This is a genomic window from Actinomycetota bacterium (assembly GCA_035536535.1).
Classification (GTDB): domain Bacteria; phylum Actinomycetota; class JAICYB01; order JAICYB01; family JAICYB01; genus DATLNZ01.
Map to the genome: position 1 here is coordinate 1 of DATLNZ010000117.1, position 19287 is coordinate 19287.

At 69.8% G+C, this 19287-nt stretch carries 25 protein-coding genes; 7 read left to right on the forward strand and 18 right to left on the reverse strand.

Features of this window, described 5'->3' with window-relative positions:
* The first annotated feature begins 252 nt into the window (after positions 1-252).
* From VNE62_07910 to VNE62_07920, 3 genes are all read left to right on the forward strand, one after another.
* Positions 253-546 (forward strand): plastocyanin/azurin family copper-binding protein, encoded by a 294-nt coding sequence (locus VNE62_07910; GenBank protein ID HVE92208.1) that lies wholly within the window; start codon positions 253-255, stop codon positions 544-546.
* Between the two features lie 87 nt (positions 547-633).
* Positions 634-1827 (forward strand): hypothetical protein, encoded by a 1194-nt coding sequence (locus VNE62_07915; GenBank protein ID HVE92209.1) that lies wholly within the window; start codon positions 634-636, stop codon positions 1825-1827.
* Between the two features lie 94 nt (positions 1828-1921).
* Positions 1922-3166, forward strand: coding sequence for a Glu/Leu/Phe/Val dehydrogenase (locus VNE62_07920; GenBank protein HVE92210.1), 1245 nt, complete (start codon positions 1922-1924; stop codon positions 3164-3166).
* Here the strand turns inward: VNE62_07920 and VNE62_07925 are convergent.
* Positions 3163-3840 carry a hypothetical protein gene (locus VNE62_07925; GenBank protein ID HVE92211.1) on the reverse strand — a complete coding sequence of 226 codons (678 nt, stop codon included), beginning with the start codon at positions 3838-3840 and terminating at the stop codon, positions 3163-3165. The genes VNE62_07920 and VNE62_07925 overlap by 4 nt on opposite strands.
* 32 nt (positions 3841-3872) lie before the next feature.
* On the opposite strand from VNE62_07925, the gene otsB reads away from it, so the two are divergent.
* Positions 3873-4640, forward strand: a complete 768-nt coding sequence (gene otsB / locus VNE62_07930) for a trehalose-phosphatase (GenBank protein ID HVE92212.1) — start codon at positions 3873-3875, stop codon at positions 4638-4640.
* On the opposite strand, the gene VNE62_07935 is transcribed toward otsB, so the two are convergent.
* The 15 genes from VNE62_07935 to VNE62_08005 all read right to left on the reverse strand — a co-directional run bounded on the left by VNE62_07935 (position 4621) and on the right by VNE62_08005 (position 15604).
* Complete coding sequence (locus VNE62_07935; GenBank protein ID HVE92213.1) at positions 4621-5376, reverse strand: hypothetical protein; 756 nt, start codon at positions 5374-5376, stop codon at positions 4621-4623. The two genes, otsB and VNE62_07935, sit on opposite strands and share 20 nt — an antisense overlap.
* Entirely contained in the window at positions 5373-6416 is a 1044-nt protein-coding gene (locus VNE62_07940; protein ID HVE92214.1) for a c-type cytochrome, read from the reverse strand. Before VNE62_07940 ends, VNE62_07935 begins: the two co-directional genes overlap by 4 nt.
* Positions 6417-6447: 31 nt before the next feature.
* On the reverse strand, positions 6448-7218 hold the full coding sequence (locus VNE62_07945) for a Rieske 2Fe-2S domain-containing protein (GenBank protein ID HVE92215.1): 771 nt from the start codon (positions 7216-7218) through the stop codon (positions 6448-6450).
* A gap of 10 nt (positions 7219-7228) precedes the next feature.
* The gene (locus VNE62_07950) at positions 7229-7783 is read right to left on the reverse strand and encodes a hypothetical protein (GenBank protein HVE92216.1); all 555 of its coding nucleotides are present in this window, start codon (positions 7781-7783) and stop codon (positions 7229-7231) included.
* Between the two features lie 9 nt (positions 7784-7792).
* Positions 7793-8572, reverse strand: coding sequence for a selenite/tellurite reduction operon b-type cytochrome ExtP (gene extP / locus VNE62_07955; protein HVE92217.1), 780 nt, complete (start codon positions 8570-8572; stop codon positions 7793-7795).
* Positions 8573-8613: 41 nt separating this feature from the next.
* Positions 8614-8997, reverse strand: coding sequence for a 4Fe-4S dicluster domain-containing protein (locus VNE62_07960; protein ID HVE92218.1), 384 nt, complete (start codon positions 8995-8997; stop codon positions 8614-8616).
* The gene (locus VNE62_07965) at positions 8994-9353 is read right to left on the reverse strand and encodes a hypothetical protein (GenBank protein ID HVE92219.1); all 360 of its coding nucleotides are present in this window, start codon (positions 9351-9353) and stop codon (positions 8994-8996) included. The genes VNE62_07960 and VNE62_07965 overlap by 4 nt, the downstream gene beginning before the upstream one ends.
* 94 nt (positions 9354-9447) lie before the next feature.
* A complete protein-coding gene (locus VNE62_07970) occupies positions 9448-9708 on the reverse strand; it encodes a hypothetical protein (protein ID HVE92220.1) in 261 nt (86 codons plus the stop codon).
* Positions 9699-11696, reverse strand: a complete 1998-nt coding sequence (locus VNE62_07975) for a heme lyase CcmF/NrfE family subunit (protein ID HVE92221.1) — start codon at positions 11694-11696, stop codon at positions 9699-9701. The genes VNE62_07970 and VNE62_07975 overlap by 10 nt, the downstream gene beginning before the upstream one ends.
* A 5-nt stretch (positions 11697-11701) precedes the next feature.
* Positions 11702-12202 (reverse strand): cytochrome c maturation protein CcmE, encoded by a 501-nt coding sequence (locus tag VNE62_07980; protein ID HVE92222.1) that lies wholly within the window; start codon positions 12200-12202, stop codon positions 11702-11704.
* Positions 12203-12211: 9 nt separating this feature from the next.
* On the reverse strand, positions 12212-12361 hold the full coding sequence (locus VNE62_07985; GenBank protein HVE92223.1) for a LapA family protein: 150 nt from the start codon (positions 12359-12361) through the stop codon (positions 12212-12214).
* Entirely contained in the window at positions 12354-13136 is a 783-nt protein-coding gene (gene ccsA, locus VNE62_07990) for a cytochrome c biogenesis protein CcsA (protein ID HVE92224.1), read from the reverse strand. Before ccsA ends, VNE62_07985 begins: the two co-directional genes overlap by 8 nt.
* Positions 13133-13798 (reverse strand): heme exporter protein CcmB, encoded by a 666-nt coding sequence (locus tag VNE62_07995; protein ID HVE92225.1) that lies wholly within the window; start codon positions 13796-13798, stop codon positions 13133-13135. The genes ccsA and VNE62_07995 overlap by 4 nt, the downstream gene beginning before the upstream one ends.
* A gap of 13 nt (positions 13799-13811) precedes the next feature.
* Positions 13812-14450 (reverse strand): heme ABC exporter ATP-binding protein CcmA, encoded by a 639-nt coding sequence (gene ccmA, locus VNE62_08000; GenBank protein ID HVE92226.1) that lies wholly within the window; start codon positions 14448-14450, stop codon positions 13812-13814.
* Between the two features lie 29 nt (positions 14451-14479).
* Positions 14480-15604 carry a carboxypeptidase-like regulatory domain-containing protein gene (locus VNE62_08005; GenBank protein HVE92227.1) on the reverse strand — a complete coding sequence of 375 codons (1125 nt, stop codon included), beginning with the start codon at positions 15602-15604 and terminating at the stop codon, positions 14480-14482.
* A gap of 73 nt (positions 15605-15677) precedes the next feature.
* Here VNE62_08005 and VNE62_08010 point away from each other — a divergent pair, with 73 nt between their 5' ends.
* Genes VNE62_08010 through VNE62_08020 form a run of 3 tightly spaced genes read left to right on the forward strand, consistent with a single transcriptional unit; the run spans position 15678 to position 17673 of the window.
* On the forward strand, positions 15678-17090 hold the full coding sequence (locus tag VNE62_08010) for a cbb3-type cytochrome c oxidase subunit I (protein ID HVE92228.1): 1413 nt from the start codon (positions 15678-15680) through the stop codon (positions 17088-17090).
* Positions 17090-17542, forward strand: a complete 453-nt coding sequence (locus VNE62_08015) for a cbb3-type cytochrome c oxidase subunit II (protein HVE92229.1) — start codon at positions 17090-17092, stop codon at positions 17540-17542. The genes VNE62_08010 and VNE62_08015 overlap by 1 nt, the downstream gene beginning before the upstream one ends.
* A complete protein-coding gene (locus tag VNE62_08020) occupies positions 17539-17673 on the forward strand; it encodes a hypothetical protein (GenBank protein HVE92230.1) in 135 nt (44 codons plus the stop codon). Before VNE62_08015 ends, VNE62_08020 begins: the two co-directional genes overlap by 4 nt.
* 7 nt (positions 17674-17680) lie before the next feature.
* Here the strand turns inward: VNE62_08020 and VNE62_08025 are convergent, their stop codons facing one another.
* Together VNE62_08025 and VNE62_08030 are read right to left on the reverse strand one after the other, a co-directional pair.
* Positions 17681-18379, reverse strand: coding sequence for an ABC transporter permease (locus VNE62_08025; protein HVE92231.1), 699 nt, complete (start codon positions 18377-18379; stop codon positions 17681-17683).
* On the reverse strand, positions 18376-19287 hold a 912-nt coding region (locus VNE62_08030; protein ID HVE92232.1), incomplete at its 5' end, for an ABC transporter ATP-binding protein. The genes VNE62_08025 and VNE62_08030, both read right to left, overlap by 4 nt.

Genomic DNA, 19287 nt, shown 5'->3' on the forward strand with positions numbered 1-19287 from the left:
GCGGTGACCGTCGAGCCGGAAGGCGGTTCCAAGGCTCCTTCGTCGACGCCCATCCTTCAGGGCGCGTAGACGAAAACGCGCCGGACCCATCCGGCCGGCGCCGGGGCCCGAATACCCCACGTGAACAATCGACGGATCCGACGGGCAGTCACCCTCACCGCCATCTGCGTGTCCCTTCTCGGGGCAGGCTGCGGCGGCGGGTCGCAGCAGCCGACGGTAGGAGACGGGGAAAGCACCGGCTCAGGCTCAGGCATGCAGAGCGGCCAGCAGGGCGGCGGCGAAGGCAAGGTCACCATCTCGGGGTTCGCATACGACCCCGCGGTGCTGACGGTGAAGGCAGGCACAGAAGTCAGCTGGAGCAATAGCGACGACATCTTGCACACGGTCACGGCCGGGACCAACGAGGCCCCCGAAGCGGAGAACTTCGACGGGCAGCTGGACGGCAAGGGAACGACCTTCAAGAAAGTTTTCGAGGAGGCCGGGACCTTCCAGTACTTCTGCACCAAGCACAAGCTGGCGATGAAGGGCGAAGTGAAGGTCACTTAGCTCTGGATCGCGGCACCACCAGGTAACGACCATTCGACGAAGGGAAACGGCATGAGCAAGCAGTGGAGGAAGTTGGCAGTAGCAGCGGTGGCAATGAGTCTTTTCGGCGCCGCCTGCGGTTCGAGCGGCGACAAGTCTGAGGAGTCGGCGGGCGAAGCTCCCGAGGCCTCCGGGCACAGTGACTCGAAGGACGCCGGTACGGCTGAGGGCCTGCACGTAAGGCTCACGCAGCTTCTCGGCGAGCACGTGACGCTCGCGTCGTTCGCGACCGGCTCCGCTCTCGGCGGCAACACCAAGGCCTTTGAGGCCGCGGCCGCGGAGCTCGGCAACAACACGTCCGACCTCACCGATGCGGTCGGCTCCGTGTACCCCAAGGGCAAGGACCCCTTCAAGGGCCTGTGGCAGAGCCACATCGACATGTTCGTCCGCTACACCCAGGCCACGGCAAAGGGTGACAAGGCGGCACAGGGTGTCGAGGTGACGAAGCTGACCCAGTACGCCAATGACGTGGGCGTGTTCTTCTCAGGCGCGAACCCGAACCTGCCGAAGGACGCGGTCACCGCACTGGTGAAGGATCACGTGCTTGACCTCAAGGGCGTCGTCGACGCGCAGGCGGCAAAGGACTTCACTGGCGCTTACACGAAGATCCGTGACGGCTACCACCACATGGACATGATCGGCGGCGCACTCGCCGGCGCGATCGCCAAGCAGTTCCCGACGAAGTTCTCGGGCGCCGCCGACTCAAAGAAGGCGGCTCTCCACACCACGCTCACCCAGCAGTTCGGTGAGCACGTGGCGCTGGCCGCCGCGGCGACCGGCAATGCTCTGGCAGGCGACACCAAGGCCGCATCGGCCGCGGCGGCTGCCCTCAACGGCAACACCGACGACCTCACCAACTCGGTCGCCTCGGTGTACCCGCAGGCCAAGACCCCTTTCAAGGGCCTGTGGCAGAGCCACATAGACATGTTCGTCCGCTACGCAGGAGCAAAGGGCTCCGGCGATCAGGCCGCTCAGGACAAGGAAGTCCAGAACCTGACGAAGTACACCGTGGACGTCGGAGCCTTTTTCGCCGGCGCCAACCCCAACCTGAACAAGGACACCCTCGCCGCCGGCGTCAAGGAGCACGTCCTCGGACTGAAGGAAGCCGTCGACGCCCTCGCCGCCAAGGACTACCCCAAGGCGTTCTCGTCCCTGCGTGAGGCGTACCTGCACATGGACGGGCTAGGAGCCGCCTTGTCAGCCGCAATCGCGAAGCAGTTCCCGGACAAGTTCCCCGCCTAGTCCGGACCCGTACCCCCGCCGAAAGGGCGCCCCCGAATCCGGAGGGCGCCCTTTCGCTTTCGCCGGCCGGGACCACGGGGAGATACTGGTGTTGATGTCAGTCGGCTCGAAACTTTGGAAGCAGGCCCTGGCCCAGCTGGACTCGGCCGTCGAGGCCATAGGCCTGGACCCCAACGTCCACGAGCTGCTGCGCCACCCGAAGCGCACGCTCGAGGCTTCGTGTCCGGTCCGGATGGACTCCGGAGAGGTGCGGGTCTTCCAGGGCTTCAGGGTGCAGCACAGCTTGGCGCGGGGTCCGGCCAAGGGCGGCCTGCGCTACCACCCCGATGTCGACATCGACGAGCTCAAGGCGCTGGCGATGTGGATGACGTGGAAGTGCGCGGTGGTGGACCTTCCCTTCGGCGGCGCCAAGGGCGGCGTCATCTGCGACCCGACGAAGCTTTCGGTCCGGGAGCTGGAAGGGGTCACCCGCCGGTACGCAAGCGAGGTGGCGCCCATCACGGGGCCCGAGGTCGACATCCCGGCCCCCGATGTGGGCACCGACGAGCGGGTGATGGCGTGGTTCATGGACACGATCTCGATGAAGGCCGGACATCCCGTCCTCGGCGCCGTTACCGGCAAGCCGCTTCTGGTCGGCGGGTCCGCGGGCCGGGCTTCCGGGACCTCGGTCGGCGTGTCGTTTGTCCTGGAGGCGGCGCTGCGCTCGCTGTCCTGGGACACCGAGGGGCTGACGGCAGCGGTCCACGGATACGGGAAGGTCGGCTCGTACCTCGTCCGTTTGCTGAACCAGCTCGGTGTGCGTGTGATTGCCGTCGCCGATGCGGGCGGCGGGATCTACTCGCCATCGGGCATCGACGACGCCCTGCTCAGCCGGCACTTCCTCGAGGCGCGGACGGTGGCCGGGGCACCGGGGACCGAGCCCATCGAAGGCGCAAAGGTGCTGGAGGTCGCGTGCGACATCCTCATCCCGGCCTCCATGGAGCGGGTCATCCACGCGGACAACGCCCCGAAGGTCCTCGCCCGGCTGATCGTGGAGGCGGCGAACGGCCCGCTGACGCCGGAGGCCGACGAGCACCTGGCGTCCGAGGGCGTGTGCATCGTCCCCGACATCCTGGCCAATGCGGGCGGCGTAACCGTGTCGTACTTCGAATGGGTGCAGGGCCTACAGGGGATGTTCTGGTCCGAAGAGGAGGTGGGAGCGCGCTTGAGGACGATGATCGACCGTGCCTTCAACGCCACCTGGGTCCGCTCCGACGGGCACAACCTGCGCCAGGCCGCCATGTGGCTGGCCATCGAGCGGGTCGCGGAGGCGATGCGCCTGCGCGGCCTGTACCCCTAGGCGGGGGTGACGGAGGTCTGAAGGACGACGCGGCCCACGTCGCGGATCGTCCACGTCAGCGACGTGTGACTGGACCCCACCCGCCCCGGCTCCAGCTGCCAGGCGATGGTCGTGCGTCCGGACACGCGTCCGGCGAACGTCCCGGAGGGACCTGTGGTGTTCAGGGTGCCGGACACGATCCCGACGAGCTCGGCCGCGTCGTGGCCCCCGGACCGCACGAACCGGGAGATTCGCAGCCGGGACGTGAGCCGGGCGGTGATCGTCTCGGTGTCGATGCGGCGGGTGGACGACCACCGCTCCCGAAGCCGCACCGGCCGGGGAGCAAGCGGCGGGTCCAGCTGCTGGACGATCGAGGCGAGGTCGGCTTCCCCGGCGCTGCGCGGCGACACCCCCTGCACCGTGTCCAGAGCGAGCTTTCCGGTGGAGTCGCGGACGAGCTCGGCCACGATCGCCGGACCGTCGCCCACCTCCAGCCGCAGCGTCGCGCCGTAGTCGGAGTCGGTCACGCGCAGCACGGCGTCCAGCGCCTCGCGCCCCAGTGCCGAGGACCCGCCCACTTTCGTCCGGACGTCGTACTCGGCCGGCCCGATCGGACCGCGCCGCAGCGTCACGCGGTCGTCGCGGCAGGCGACGAGCGTGCACAGGAGCAAAAGGACCGCCAGCAGCCTTGTCATCGGCACCCCGACGTTACAGATAGCCTCGCCACATGACCCGTGACGAGCTGGTGGCGGCGGTGTGTGAGCAGCCGGCGGCCACCGGCATCTTCAGCGATTTCGACGGCACCCTTGCCGAGATCGTGGACGACCCGTTCCTGGCCCGTGGCGTGGACGGCGCCTGGCTGCTGCTCGAGGACCTCGCACGCCGCTTTGCCGTGGTCGCCGTGGTGTCGGGACGTTCGATCACCCACCTGCTGGACAACTTCAATCCGGAGGGCGTCTTGCTGTCGGGCTCCCACGGCCTCCAGCGTTCCGACCGCGAACGGCGGTATGTCGAGCAGGAGGCCATAGATGCAGCGTCGGAGGCTGTGGAGCTGCTGGCCCACCTTCCGGGGGTCAAGGTGGAGCGCAAGCCGCTGGGGGCCGCTATCCACTGGAGGCTGGACCCGGACTCGGCCGAGGCCGCACGGCGGGTCGCCGAGGAGGTGGCGCCGCGGCACGGAATGATCCTGCGCCCGGGGCGGATGGTCCTGGAGATGGCTCTGCCCGGTCCGGGCAAGGGCGGCGTCATATCCGACCTGATCGCCGAGCACGGTCTTGGGACAGTCCTGTTCGCCGGCGACGACCTCGGCGACCTCGAGGCGTTCCGGCACCTGCGCACGCTGCCTGTGCGTTCGCTGCTGGTGGCGGTGGCGACCCCGGAGTCGCCGGACGCACTGCGCGAGGCCGCGGACCTGGCCGTGGACTCGCCGCGGGACGTGGTGGCTCTGCTGTCGGAGATCCAGCGGGCGAGTGAGCTCAGGCCGCCACAGGGCTGAGCCTGCGGCGCTCGGCCCTGGACAGGCCCAGCAGGTGGATCGCGAAGAACAGGACCGATCCGATGAGGTACTTGAGCGGCGGCAGCCGGACGCTTCCCGGGTCGCGGTAGGCGGCGATGACGAACGGGTCGGACAGGGGAATGCGTTTTTTGCCGAGCCGATCTCCGGTCAGGCGCGGGTCGCGGGTGACGGTGGTGACGGTGCCCTGCGCGACCATCGTCCCGTCCTCTTCCTGGAACCGGATGTTGTCCACCTCCTGCAGCGGCGCGACCCGTGCACCCTCCACCTTGGGAAGAGAGTCCTCCTGCGCGATGAGTGTCTGCGCGTGCTCGCACAGTTCGCGCTGCTCGCCCTCAAGGTCCTCCGGCTCGGTGGTCAGGCAGGTGCCGATGGCCGACTTGAACGCGTCGTTGTCGGGGTCTTTCTTCTTTTTGGTCATCCACGAGCCGCTGGGATAAGACGACAGCTCGGTTAGTGTCCGGTCGTCGACCTTGGCCTGGGAGATCGTCTCGGACTCCGCCGCTATCGGGACCCAATGGGGCTCCGGCCCCCGGGGGCCGAGTGCGGTGACCACCCAGAAGATGGACAAAAACACCGCGAGTCCTCCCATCGCGGCTCCCGTCAGCCAGTAGCCGAACCTCCAGCCGGTGTTCAGCGCGACCAAGGCGTAGACGCTGCCGTGAAAGATGATCACGGAGCCCACGAAGATGATGACCCCGATCGGATGGTCGATCATCGTCCGCCTCCTCCCGCAGCCGCCCCGGACTTCTGGATCGACCGCAGGTATGCCATCACGGCGTCGATGTTCTCGACGTGCAGGCGGTTCTTCCACGCCGGCATAGGCGTGTTCGGACGGCCGTTGTTGACGGTCTCCCTGGACGCCTCTTCGCCCGCCTTCAGAATCTCGGCCGCCGGGGTGCGCGCCAGGGCCGCCTCGACGACCGCCGGCTCGGGATCCGGGTCGCCCGGGTCCAGGTCCATCTCGATTCGCAGGCGCCGGGCCACGCGGTCCCTCATGACGTGGATTCCCAGACGGTAGAACTCGGTGGTCAGGTCGGGGGCGTAGAACGTCGGGATCGGACGTCCCATCGCCCGGCCGGTCGCGTCCGGACCGTGGCACACGGCGCACTTGGACGCGAAGACCTTGGCCCCGTCGCGCTCCTCACGCGCCATCTCGAACTTCGTGCGGTCGAGCTTTTTGAGCTGGATCTTCTCGATGTAGTTCAGGACGTCGTCGATCTTCTGGTCGTTGAGGCCCCCACCGAAGCGGACGCTCCAGGCCGGCATCGGCGTGCCCGGTCTCCCGCGCTCGACGATCGACTGAACCTGGTCGCGCGTCAGGCGCCCATAGACACTGTTCAACGGGGGCGCCGGCCATTCCGGATTGGTGGACGCGAAACCGCCGCTTCCATCCGGACCGTGGCACGACGCGCAGTTGGCCCCGGACTCCCCCTCGTCGGTGGCGGGCTTGTACTCCACCCGCCCGCGCTCGACGGAAGCGGCCAGGAACTTCTTGGCGTAGCTGGCTTCCCGGAAAGGCTCCACGGCCAGGTAGACGGCCAGGAACCCGGCGCAGAAGATCATGCTCGCCACACCCCACACGAGCATCCTGTGCAGCCTTGGCCCCTCGAGGACCGAGTCGGGGTCGCCGCGGGAGAAGTTGGCCGGCAGCGGCTCCTGGCGCGCGCGCCTCGGCCGCCCGTAGACCAGCAGCAGCAAAACCAGCACCCCGAGGGTGCCGGCGACCGCGAGGATGGCTATGCGCTGCGGCGTCATGCGGAAGCCCGGGTAGTGGAGCGGGTCACGATCAGTGCCCGCCCCCCCCGGCAGCCAGGCAGTGTGGTCCGGCGGGCGGCTGGACGACGGTGTCGGCCCCCTTTGCCGGCTGCGCGAGCGGCTTCGACGTGTCGACCAGGACCCGGCCGCCGTCGATGGTCATCTTGAACCGCCACAGGCCCGCCGGGGCCGGCGAGTTCGGCTGGACCTCCCCGGCGCCGTTGTACACCGAGCCGTGGCAGGGGCACTCGAACCACTGTGACGTCACGCAAAACGGGACGCGGCAGCCGAGGTGGGCGCACTTCTGGTACAGCGCCATGATTCCTTCCTTCGTGCACTCGGCCTCCACGTAGGGGTTGTCGTCGGGCTCGGGCGGAGTGTAGGCGACGAGGTAGAACCGTCCCTCGGCGTTGTAGTACGGCTGCTTTTCGTCGGCGATGCGCTTTTTGATGTCTTCCAGGTTGCCCGCGTCGATCACCGAGCCGAACCCGCCGATCTTGTTCGGCCACAGCATCGCCAGCGAGCCGCCGCCCATGCCGACCCCGAAGACAGTGCTCGACAGAAGCAGGACCCGGTTGAGGAACATCCGGCGGTTCACCTGCACCTCGGGTGAGTCCGGGACGGCCCCCGCCGCCACCGGTGCGGGCGGGGGAGGCGCGGTCTCCGCGGCGCCTCTCACCACGCGGGTGCCCGAGGGACCAACGGTCTCGCGCGGGCGCCGGCGCATCACGTAGGTAGCCAGCAGGAGGAAGCCGATCCCCGCCAGGACCACCGCCAGGGCTACGACGATGCGGACCGCCAAGGCGTCTCCTCTAGACCTCGAAGAACAGACAGGGCCCGTTGCCGCAGTCGTCCCAGGGGTAGGTGAAGTTCCACCCGGGCCCCCGGAAGAACGACCCGATCACTGTGAGCGTCGCCCAGTAGAGCATGAACAGCGTGAACAGCGAGATCGCCAGCTTGCGGTCCTGCGGGCGGACCGACGGGTTGCGGTCGATGAACGGCGCCACGGCCAGTCCGATCAGCGTGAACTGCGGGATCGTCACGCCTGCCACCTGCGGGTGGTAGTAGCGCAGCAGCTCCTGGAGGCCCAGGAAGTACCAGGGAGCCTTGGAGGGGTTGGGGGTCTGGTTGGGGTTGGCAAGCTCGAGGAAGGTCACGTCGGCCACCGCCGACAGGACGAACAGCAGCACCGACATGAGCAGCAGGGCGACGAGCTCGGCCATCAACAGGTGGGGCCAGACGTTGATCTTGTCGTCCGGAACGCGCTGCATCCGCTGGATGGCCTCCTGGCGGACGACGGCCAGGAGGCGGTCCGCGGGCGGCTTGCCTCCCTGCGGTTTGACCGGAAGTTCTTCGATGTCGGCCATCTCGCCCTCCTACAGGGGTCCCGAGAACCCGTCCTTGCGGACCCGCCAGAAATGAACGGACATCAGAAGCACGATCACGAACGGAAAGAACAGCACGTGCAGCACGTACCAGCGCAGCAGGGTGTTGCCTGAGATTTCGACCCCTCCGAGCAGCACGAAGTTGACCTGCTTTCCGATCAGGGGAGCAAACCCCCCGAGGTTGGTGCCCACGGTCACCGCCCACAGCGCCAGCTGGTCCCAGGGCAGCAGGTAGCCCGTGAACGACAACAGCAGAGTGATCAGCAGCAGCATCACGCCGATGATCCAGTTGAACTCCCGCGGCGGCTTGTACGCGCCCGTGTAGAAGACGCGGGCCATGTGCAGGAACACCGTGAAGACCATCAGGTGCGCGCCCCACCGGTGCATGTTGCGCATGAGAAGGCCGAGGTTGACGTTGGTGTGCAGGTCCCGGACGTCCTGCCAGGCCTGGGGGTCGGTGGGCCGGTAGTAGAACATCAGGAAGATCCCGGTGAGCGTCAGGACCACGAACAAAAAGAACGACAGCCCGCCGAGGCACAGGGTGTAGCTGAAGCGCACGGAGTGGCGCTTCACCTTCACCGGGTGCAGGTGGTACAGGATGTTGTTGACCATGACCATCGCGCGGTTGCGCGGGTTGTCCTGGTAGCCGCGGCGGAACGGGGAGCCGGGCCGGAAGACGGCCTTCCAGAACTGGCTGTCGCGGATCTTGCGGTCCAGGTTCTCGGGAACCTGGGTCAGGTCGGGCTTCCGGGGACGAAACCTCTTGGCCACCCGCCGATCCCTCCTCGTCGCCTTCGGTTTGCGGTTTGCGGTTAAGTGGTGCCGAGGTGCCGATTTCGCGAGTCGGCCTTGGGCTTCACGATCTTGTCCATCGTGATCGCGTCCGTGGGGCAGCGCTCGACGCAGATGTTGCACCGCGTGCACTCCACGTCGTCAACCCAGAAGATGACGCGCGGCTTGTCGGTCTTGATGGCGTCGTCGACGATGAGGGCGGACGCCTCGCCTTCGACGGCCGACGAGTCGACCATGAACAGGCAGTGCCAGGGGCAGTGGTCGACGCAGGCCCCGCAGACGATGCACAGTTCCGGGATGAAGCCGAGGTACTTCTTGGCGCCTTTGGCGCGCTGCATGTCCTCGGCATCCAGGACGGCGATGTCGAAGTGCTCGCCTGCGTCGCGGACGGGCGCGTCACTCACGACTTGAACCTGCCCGCGCGGCGCTGTCGCTGGCCCCAGACGTAGGTGAGGGCGCACATGACGAAGAAGAAGATCCCCTGGACCGTGTTCACCACGATGTCCCGTACGTACATGTAGCCGTCGCCCTTCATGAAGCCCAGGAACGTGTACTTCTCGCCGATCTTGGTGTGCTCGGAGTCGAACCAGTACAGCATCCGGGAGGGGATTTCGGCGATGAACAGCGTGACCACGATGCCGATCAGCGTGGCGAGAAGGATCGCACTGGTCCACGTCAGGGTCCGCTCGCTGCGGGCGATCGGGATCAGCGGCAGGGCCAGGAGGATCGCCAGCACGGTGACGAACAGGATCGTCAGCATCGGCCTGAGTCTACTCTGACGCCGCCACACCGGACAAACGTGAAGCAATTCACAAGCGCACGTTTGACCAGCGTCTTTGGACGATGACCGCCCGTCACTCGGCCTCCAGCCGGCGCATCACGCGCGCCGCCCGCAGCTCCAGGTCCGAGCGCTGGGTGTCGTAGTCGTCGGCCGGGACCAGTCCCTCGGCCAGTTCGCGGTCCAGCTCCCGAAGCGACTCCAGCAGGCCGTCGCGCGTCCGGATCAGTTCGTCGCGCTCCTGATCCCGCGTCGGCTGAACGGCCGGCCGGTAAAGCGGCGCCGCCACGTACGCGGTCAGCGCCGCCAGCACCGCGAGGAAGGCGATCAGGTCCATCGTCCGGCTCCGGCGGGTTCGGCGGCCGCCCGCACGGGCGCCTGAGCGGCGCGGCCTGCGTACGGGTCACGGCGACGCCGGGCGAGCAGCGCGAACAGTCCGCCCAGCACCGACAGCAGCGTCCCCACCCAGACCCACATCACCAGGGGGTTGTGGTGGATGCGGAACACCGAGCGGTCCTCGTCGTCCAGAGTGCCGGCCAGGATCACGTAGAGGTCCGCGGCGGGCGTCGTCCGGATGGCGATCTCCGACTGAGGCTGGTCGAAGTTGGCGTGGATGTTCAGCTGCGGTCGTAGGGTGGCGACGCGACGTCCGCCCCTGTGGACGTCCAGGACGGCCAGGTTCACGTCCTTGTCGGGGGCCCGGTGGGCCTGCAGGTCCCGGTAATGGAAGTCGTAGCCGGCGAAGGCGAAGCGGTCCCCGACCCGCACCGAGACCTCGGTCTGGGCGCGCATCAGGCTGCCGGCGAACCCGACGAACATCACGGCCACCCCGATGTGGACGAAGTAGCCGCCGTAGCGTCGCGGGTTGCGCGCGAGGTTGCGCCACGATCTTCCTGCGCCGGGCCGGCCGGCCCCCCGGACGAGCTCCTGAACGCCCGAGGCCGCGGCGAGCGCGGCCAGCGCGCACAGCAGCCCGAACAGCGCGTTGCGCGACAGAGCCCCCGCGGCGGTCCCCCCCACAGCCGACACGGCAGCCGGCAACCGCATCCGGTGCGCCACGGCGCGCGCCGACCCGCGCCGCCACGGCACGACCGGACCGACCGCCGCCAGCAGCATCAGCAGCGCGCCGAGCGGAGACATCACCCGGTTGAAGAACGGGGGCCCGACGGACAGCCTGGTTCCGGTGGCCGCCTCGGTGAGCAGCGGCAGGACCGTCCCCCACAGGATCACGAATGCCGCCGCGACGAACAGCAGGTTGTTGACCAGGAACAGCGACTCCTTGGACAGCGGGGCGTCGAGCCTGTTGTCGGAGCGCAGCGAAGGCAGCCGCCAGATGATCAGCACCGCGCCGGCCGCCGTCTGCAGGGCGAGAAACAGGAAGAACCAGCGTCCGACCGGCGACTCGGCGAACGTGTGCACCGACGACAGCAGTCCGGACCGGGTGAGGAACGTCCCGAAGACGGCGAGGTCCGCTGCCAGGACGACCAGGAACAGGTTCCAGACCTTCAGCATCCCGCGGCGCTCCTGGATGGTGGCCGAGTGCAGGAACGCCGTGAGCGCCAGCCACGGCAGCAGGGCCGCGTTCTCGACGGGGTCCCAGCCCCAGTAGCCGCCCCAGCCCAGCTCCGTGTAGGCCCAGGCGCCGCCGATGACCATCCCGGCCCCCAGCGCGAGCCACGGGACCAGCGCCCACGTACGGACGGTCCGCAGCCAGTCGCCGCCGGTGCGTCCGGACGCGAGCGCGGCGACGGCCACGGCGAAAGGGACCGTCAGGCCGACCAGTCCGGCGTAGAGGAGCGGCGGATGGATCATCATCCCCGGCGACTGAAGAAGGGGGTTGAGCCCGCGTCCGTCCGCAAGCGTGGCGTCCAGCTGCCTGAACGGGTTCTCCCCGATGGCCGTGACCAGTCCGAAGAACACCACCGTGACCCCCAGCACAGGAAGCGCCCAGGGCAGCCAGCTCCGGGCCGAGGGGCGCGCCGCGAATACGGCCGAGAACGTGGCGGCGATCCAGCACCACAGGAGCAGCGAGCCGTCCATGCCCGACCAGAAAGCCGACAGCGTGTACCACGGCTGCGTCGCCCGGCTGGTCGTCTCGGCGACGTATGCCAGCGAGAAGTCGCGCGTGAAAAGCGCGTACCACAGCAGTCCGGCGGCGATCGTGAAGCAGGCAGCGGAGGCGGCCATCGCCCTGCGGGAGCTGTCCAGCAGCTCGTGCCGTCCCACCGTCCAACCGGCGGGGGAGCGCCGCAGCGACGCGGGAGCCGCGACCGACGCGAAAGCTGCGAACCCGCAGCCGAGAAAAATCAGCCAGCGTCCGGACATCGGCGTCAGCCGCCGGCGGCCCGCACCTTGGCGCGGGCCTCGCGCTCCTCCTCAGGGACGAACTTCGAGGAGCACTTGGCCATGATGCGGCTCGCGACCAGGGTGCCCGAGGCGTCCAGGCGTCCGTCGGCGACGACGTCCGTGGACTCCTTGAGCGTGTCCGGCACCTCGCCGTGGTAGCGGACGGGGACGCTGTGGCGGCCGTCGGTGACGACGAACGCCACGGACGAGCCGCTGCGGTCAAGCGACCCCCCGGCCACGCGTCCGCCGAGGCGAAGCGAGCGCGACCCAGGCTCGGGCTTTGACTGAAGGTCGCTGGGGGTCACGAAGTACGACACGGCGCCCGGCGACGCGATCGACCAGGCGGCGAGAGATCCAACGCCGGCCAGGATGAGAGCGATGCCGGCGGTCCAGCGCAGGCGGCGGGCTCTGGCGGATCGCGCATTCGAGGCCGCCGGATCGGGTCCGGCCGCCGGGGTGGGGGCTGCTTGCTGGGGTCCGGTCACGCGTCGAGCCTACCGGCTGGGTCCGGGGTGCTCCCGCTCCAGGGCGTCTATGCGTTCGGAGATCCGGCGCTGCTTACGCCACAGCCGGATGAGGTACGCCGACATCGCCAGCCACGCCACAAGGAAGCCAGCGCCGAGCGCGGCGACGGAATCAGGCACCCTGCGTCTCCACCGGCAGTGCCGACGCAGGCGCCGGCGGGGCGGCGTAAGGGGGTTGCGAGCCGGGCGGGTAGTCGCCGAGCGCCGCCAGCCGCGCGGACGACTCGGCCTGCGAGACGCGCATCACGAGCAGGGTCCAGAACAGCAGCGTGAACGCGGCCAGCGAGACCAGCAGCGTCACGAGCATCGAGCGCGGCAGCTGCGGTCCCTCCGGTCGCAGGACGGTCGGCAGGGGATGCAGCGTCCGCCACCACACCACGGCGAAGTGCACCACCGGGATGTCGATGGCTCCGATGATCCCTATCACCGCGCTTGTCCGGGCGCGGCGGGGGCCGGGCGGAGTCAGCGACCGGAAGACCAGGTACCCGGCGTAGATCGTCCATAGCACGAGCGTGGACGTCAGCCGCGCGTCCCACACCCACCACACGCCCCACACCCGGCGTCCCCAGATCGGACCCGTGATCAGGACGATCGTCGTGAACAGCACCCCCAGTTCGGCCCCCGCGCCGGCGATACGGTCCCACCGCTGCGTGGTGGCGGGTTCCCGCGTCACCAGCACGAGCAGGCTGGACAGTGCCACGACCGCGAATGCCAAATACGCCACCCAGGCGGCCGGGACGTGCACGTAGAAGATCCGCTGGACGGGCCCCTGCAACGCCTCGGTCGGGGCGTAGAAGAACATCAGGGCGATGGCGGCGGTCATGGCTGCGGCGGCGAGGACGGGAAGCGCCGCCGGCAGCAGGATCCGCGCCTGTGGCGTGTGCGGCGAGCTCATTCGCGGACAGCGTAGTCGAACAAAAGCAGCCCGGTCCCCAGCGCGATGACGTCGAACGCGCCCAGGATCAGCAGTCCGGTGGCGGGGGAGTCCAGCGTGGTGGCGCCCAGAATGTGGCCGAGCAGCCTCACGCAAGCGATCGTCTGGGGCACCACGAGCGGGAACAGCAGAACGGGCAGCACCAGCTCGCCGGATGCGGTCCCCGACGTTGCCGCTGCGAGCAGCGTCCCCCAAGCGAGAAGCCCCACCAGTCCGGCCAGCACGACACCGATCGCGGCCGGTGTCCTCGCGAGGCTGCCGGTGGCCAGAAGGACCGCCGGCGGGACGACGGCACAGGACAGAAGCCCCAGCGCCGCCAGCGCGGACAGCAGCTTGCCGAGGTACAGGGCAGCGGGGTCCACGGGGGCCGCGCGCAGCGCGTCCAGCGTTCCGTCGCGCCGCTCGGCCTCCACGCCACGGCGCAACTCCAGCATCGCCGCCAGCATCAGGCAGGCCCACAGAAACCCCGCGGCGGCACCGCGCCTCGCCGGCGACTCGGGGTCCACTGAGAAGTTCAGCGTCAGCAGGACGGCGGCCGAGAACAGCCCCAGAGTGGACAGCCGCTCGAGCCCGCGCGACTCGCTGACCGCGTCCTTCCACAGGATCGCCAGGACCGCGCTCAAGCCCCGGCCCCCGTCACTGCAGCGGCTCGTGCGCCGGCGAAACCCGGTCCAGGATGACCGGCGACTCATGCAGGAGGCCCCCGCGCAGAGTCAGGAGGCGGTCTGCGACCGTGCGCACCCGGTCCGGTTCATGGGTGGCGATCAGTACTGCCGGTCCGCGGCCGGCCAGCACGGAGACGAGCGCTTCGGCCCCCGGCTCGTCGAGCCCTGCGAACGGCTCGTCGAGCAGGAGCAGCTTCGGGTCGGGCAGGAGCGCGCAGGCGATGGCCACACGCCGTTTCATGCCGTTGGAGTACGTGGCCACGCGGCGGCGGTCGGCCGGGTCGATGCCGACGGTGGACAAAAGATCCCGGGCCCGGTGCGCGCCGCGGTTGTAAAGGCGGGCCCTGAACCGCAGGTTCTCGAGCGCCGTCAGCCGCGGGTACAGGCCGGGGTCGTGTCCGGCGTAGCCCACATGCGCCCGGACGGCGGCGTCGCGGGGGTCAGAGCCGAACACCGACACAGTGCCCGCGTCCGGGACGAGCAGTCCGGCGAGGATGCGCAGCAGCGTCGTCTTTCCCGAGCCGTTGTCCCCCAGCAGCGCAATCCGTTCCCCGGACGCTACGTGCAGGTCGAGCCCCCGCAGGACGGAGGTCAGCCCGTGACGCCGCACGAGCCCCGTGGCGCAGACTGGATGGGAGCTCAAGCCGGTTCGGGCCCGAGGCCGGTCTGAGTTCCGCGCCTGCGGCGCAGTAGCGGGAACAGCAGGACGCCGATGGCAACGGCAACGCCGCCGGCGACCGCGGCCGGCCGGAGCCGGTCCCTTCCGGCGCCTGCCCGGACCGTGGCCCGGATGCCCTCGTCCGCATTCACGCCGGACTTGCGCATCCGGCTGAACCTGCGTCCCCCGGCCTCGCCCCCCACCCGCACCGGACCTTCGGGGCGAAGTCCGGGGGACCGGACGTCCAGCTCCCCGGTCCACAGAAGCTCCAGCCGCGAGGTCGGCAGCGACACCGAGCGCTCCAGGCGCAGCGGCTTTGTGGGGGCCGGCACCGCGTACATGTAGACGATCTCGGTTTCTCCCGGCAGGACGGGGGCCGTGGTCATCAGGCCGTCGTGGTCGAAGGTCAGGGTCGTCCTGTCGATTCCCTTGCGAGGCTGGAACGAGTGCGCCTCGGGCAGAAGCGGAAGCCGCAGCCCTCCGGTGAAGGCCCGGTCGCCGGAGTTTCTGACCCCCAGCACCTGCAGGACCTGGACCCCCTTCGCGTCGCCGAACAGCACCGTCGAGTCCACCTGCACCGACAGGGCCGCCGCGTCCGGCGTCGTCTCCGCCACGACCAGATCGACGCGGTCGGGCTCGCCCACCGGAGGCAGCACGATCACGTCGGATCCGAACGTGGTGCCGGAGAAGTCCGTCACCACACGGTAGGCCGCCGAAGGCGACGCCTCCAGTCCCGGAAACGCAAACTCGCCGGCCGGACCCGTCGTCGCCTCGGCCTGCCCGTTGGGCTCCGTCCGCACGAATCGGCGAAGCACGACCTTCGTTGCGGCCACCGGCGCTCCCGCCGCGGTGCGCACCGTCCCCTGAAGTGCCGCCAGGGGCGCGGGGGCCGGAGTGGCCCGCTCGGTCAGCTGAATGGCCGGGACCGCCGGACGCGACGCCACCACTCCGGAGGCGGCCACCGCCGCCCCGAGCCCAACGGCGATGCCGGCGATGACGGCGGGCATCCGCGAAAGCCAGGGCCCGGTCAGCCGCAGGAGACCAACTGCCGCCAGGCAGAGGCCCGCGATGACCAGTGCGACGGCCGTGTTCGGGTGGATTGGCATCGAATTCCTTGCGCTATACTCCGCGCGGTCTGGCGCATCCTGTGCCCAGCGCCACCACGGTACGGGAGACTGCATGGCCGACGTACGTGCTGGTGACACCTATCAGGTAGAGCCGGACCTGGCGGCACGTCAGGCTGCCATCGCCGCCCTGGTCTGGCTGGTGATCGCCGCCGGCGCAGGAGCCCTGGCCCAAACTTCGCTGCTGGCGCCGGACGCATTCCCGGATGCGATGTCCTACGGCCGCCTGCGCGCGATCTTCGACAGCGTGTTCGTCTTCGGCTGGCTGGCTTCGGTGGTATTCCTCGCGGTGTTCGCTATCGTCCCGCGCTCGGTGGGAGCCCAGCTCCACAACGAGGTCCTCGGGGCGACGGTGGTCGTGGTGTGGCACCTGGTCCTGCTCGCCGGCGTGGCGTGCCTGCTGCTGGGGCTCAACCAGGGACGGCTGCTCGCGGAGTTCCCGCTGGGAGTGGACCTCGCCCTCCTGGCCCTCATGGCGCTGGTCGCGTTCAACGCGATCGTGACGGCGGTGCGCCGGCGCGAGGAGTCGCTTTACGTGTCCGTGTGGCACCTGGTCGCCGCGAGCATCCTGCTGCCGATCGTTTTCGCCGCGGGTAACTTCACGAACTTCAGCGGCGTGGCCGAGCGAATCGTCGGCAGCTTCTACGTGTCGGGCCTCGAGCTGCTCTGGCTCGTCCCGGCCGGACTCGGCATCGCCTACTACGTCGTCCCAGTTGTCACCGGCAACCCCCTGCATTCTTCGCGGCTTGCGCGCATCGGCTTCTGGAGCCTGATGTTCGCCGACAGCTGGGCCGGCCAGCGCACCACGGCCGGGGGGCCGGGTCCGGACTACGTGGAGACCATCGCGGCGGCGATGACCCTGGTCCTTCTGATCCCGGTCCTGTCGGCGGCGTCGAACCTGTTCGCGACCGCGCGCGGTCGCTGGGACGCGCTGGCCGACTCGGTCTCCCTGCGGTTCGCCGCCACGGGACTGGTGATGCTGGTGGCCTGGGTGGCCCTGTCGGCTCTCACGGCGACTCGCACGGTGTCGTCGTCGCTGGGGATGACCAGTTGGCAGTCAGGACTCCGCGTACTCGCCTGGTACGGCGTCTTCACCTCATTCGGGCTGGCGCTGATCTACCACGTCTACCCGCTGCTGGTCGGACGCGTCTGGTTCTCGCGCCGCGCCGCAGCCGGCCACTTCTGGGCCACCGTCGCCGGCAGCATGGTCGCGGCAGCGGCGCTGATGGGGGCCGGGATCGTGCAGTGGGTCGCGCAGGAGACCGCGCAACGCGCCGGGTCGGATCTCGCCGCGGCATTACGCACGCAGGGACTGGCGGCGAGGCCGTTCCAGGCGCTCGCGGCCGCGGCTCTGGCCGTGGTGGCGGCGGCGCAGCTGGCGCTGCTCTGGAATGCGTTCAGGACGGCGCGCGAAGGCGACCCGCTCAGCATCGCGGCCGCCCCGGACCTGGCCGCGGTGGGCGTGTGATGCGCGCGCGAAGCCGCTTCGGACCGTCGCGACGAGTGGGACTGCTGCTCGCCGGGTCGGTTCTGCTCGCGCTGCTGGGGGTCTTCGTCACCGTGGTTCTGCCGGCGTCGGAGGCCAGAGGCCGGCCCGCCGACCGGCGCAGGCCGGCGCCGCTGGAGGCCCGGGGGGCCCGGGTCTACCGCTCGGAGGGGTGCTGGTACTGCCACACGCAGCAGGTGCGCGACGCCCGAATCGACCGCATCTACGGCCAGCGGCAGCGCAGAGGAGACGTGGCCGTCGACCAGGGGGTGCCGGGAACGGAGCGGGTCGGACCCGACCTGTCGCGCGTGGGCGACCGGATCGCGGCCGCCGAGATGAAGGGCCGGCTGACCGGCCGGGGGGGCCACTCCTTCGGCCACCTTTCGGACCGCGAGCTCGACGCCCTGTCCGCCTACCTGCTGTCGCTGAAGTGACGCTGCGCGACTATCTCGTCCAGCTCGGCTACATGATGGTCGCCGGCGGGGTCCTGCTCGCCGTCCGCGCATTTGCCACCGGCGGCTTCGACAAGCCTCCCGAGCCCAGCCCCGACGACTGGGACGACTAGCCGGGGGCTACTCCCAGCGGAACGCCAGTACCGCCAGCGCGCAGGCACCTGCCGCCCATGCGAGCAGGCCCAGGTGCGCCGCCCCCCGGAGGCTCTCGGCGAGCTGGTGCGAGGGCAGGACCGACGCCATGGCCGCGATGGGAGCCGGGAGCCGCCGGACCGGCACGACGATCCCGCCGAACAGCATCAGGACGAGGAACAGCGCGTTGGATGCCGCCAGGTTCGTCTCGGCTCGCAGCCGCCCGGCGAGGCCCAGCCCGATGCCGGCGAAGGCGACGGTGCCGGCGAGCAGCCAGCCCGCGATCGCGACCGGGTCGCCCTTCGGGGTCCACCCCAGCGCGACGGCGGTCGCCAGGACGACCGCCACCTGCAGCGCCTGCGTCACGACGACGGCCGCCAGCTTCGCCGCCACCAGACCCGGCCGCCCGAGCGGCGTGGCTCCCAGACGCTTGAGCACCCCGGACTGCCTCTCGAACCCGGTGGCGATGCCGAGGGACACCATCGCGCTCGACATCACCGACAGCGCCAGCACCCTGGGCACCAGAGCGTCCACCGCAGACGTCCCGTCGTGCGGCAGCACGTCCACGACGCTGAAAAAGGCGAGCACCCCCGCGGGGATCCCGATCGCCACGAGCATGCTCTCGCCGCGGCGCAGGGTCAGGATCAGCTCCATGCGCGCGTGGGCGATCACGCCGCGAAGCGTCACCGGTCCGCCACTTCGTTGAAGACGTCCTCGAGCGAACCGGACGTTCGCAGCTCCGACACGAGCACGCCAAGGTCCGCGAGAGCCTGCGTCAGCCGGGCCACCAGGTGCGCGTCCGGCTCGGCCGCCACGGAGTACCGGCCTGGCGGTCCCTCGGTGACCGGCGACCCGGCCGACGCCGAGATCCGGTCCACGGGCAGTCCCGGACGCGCCGTGAACTCCAGCCTGCGTGTGGCGGCGGCGGCCACCTCCGCCGGGGACCCGCTGGCGACGAGCCGTCCGCGGCTGATGATCCCGATGCGGTCCGGATGGCGCTCGGCCTCCTCGAGCAGGTGCGTGGTCACCAGCACCGCCGCGCCGCGATCGCGGCTTTCGCGGATGAGGTCCCAGGCGGCCGCGCGAGCCTGGACGTCGAGTCCGGACGTCGGCTCGTCCAGGATCAGCACGTCCGGACGTCCGACCAGCGCGAGTGCCAGGGACAGCCGCTGCTGCTGGCCCCCGGACATCCTCCGCCAGGGCGTCTTCGAGGACGGGTCGATGCCGGCGCGCTCCAGGAGCGCCAGCGGCTCCTCGGGGGCCGCGTAGTAGGAGGCGAACAGGCGCACAGCCTCGGCCGGACGAATCCCCGCGTACAACCCGGCCCCCTGCGGCATGACGCCTATCTGTGCGCGAATCCTGCGCCCGGCACGCCGCGGGTCGCAGCCCAGCACCCGGACGCTGCCCGAGTCGGGACGGCGGTATCCCTGGACCGTCTCCAGGGTGGTCGTCTTGCCGGCCCCATTCGGACCGACCAGCGCGAAGATCTCTCCGTGCTCGACGCTGAAGGTCAGGTCGCCGACCGCGGTCCGGCCGGAGTAGCGCTTCGTGAAAGCGTCGACCTCGACGGCGGGGATCCCTAGTCCTCCCGCACC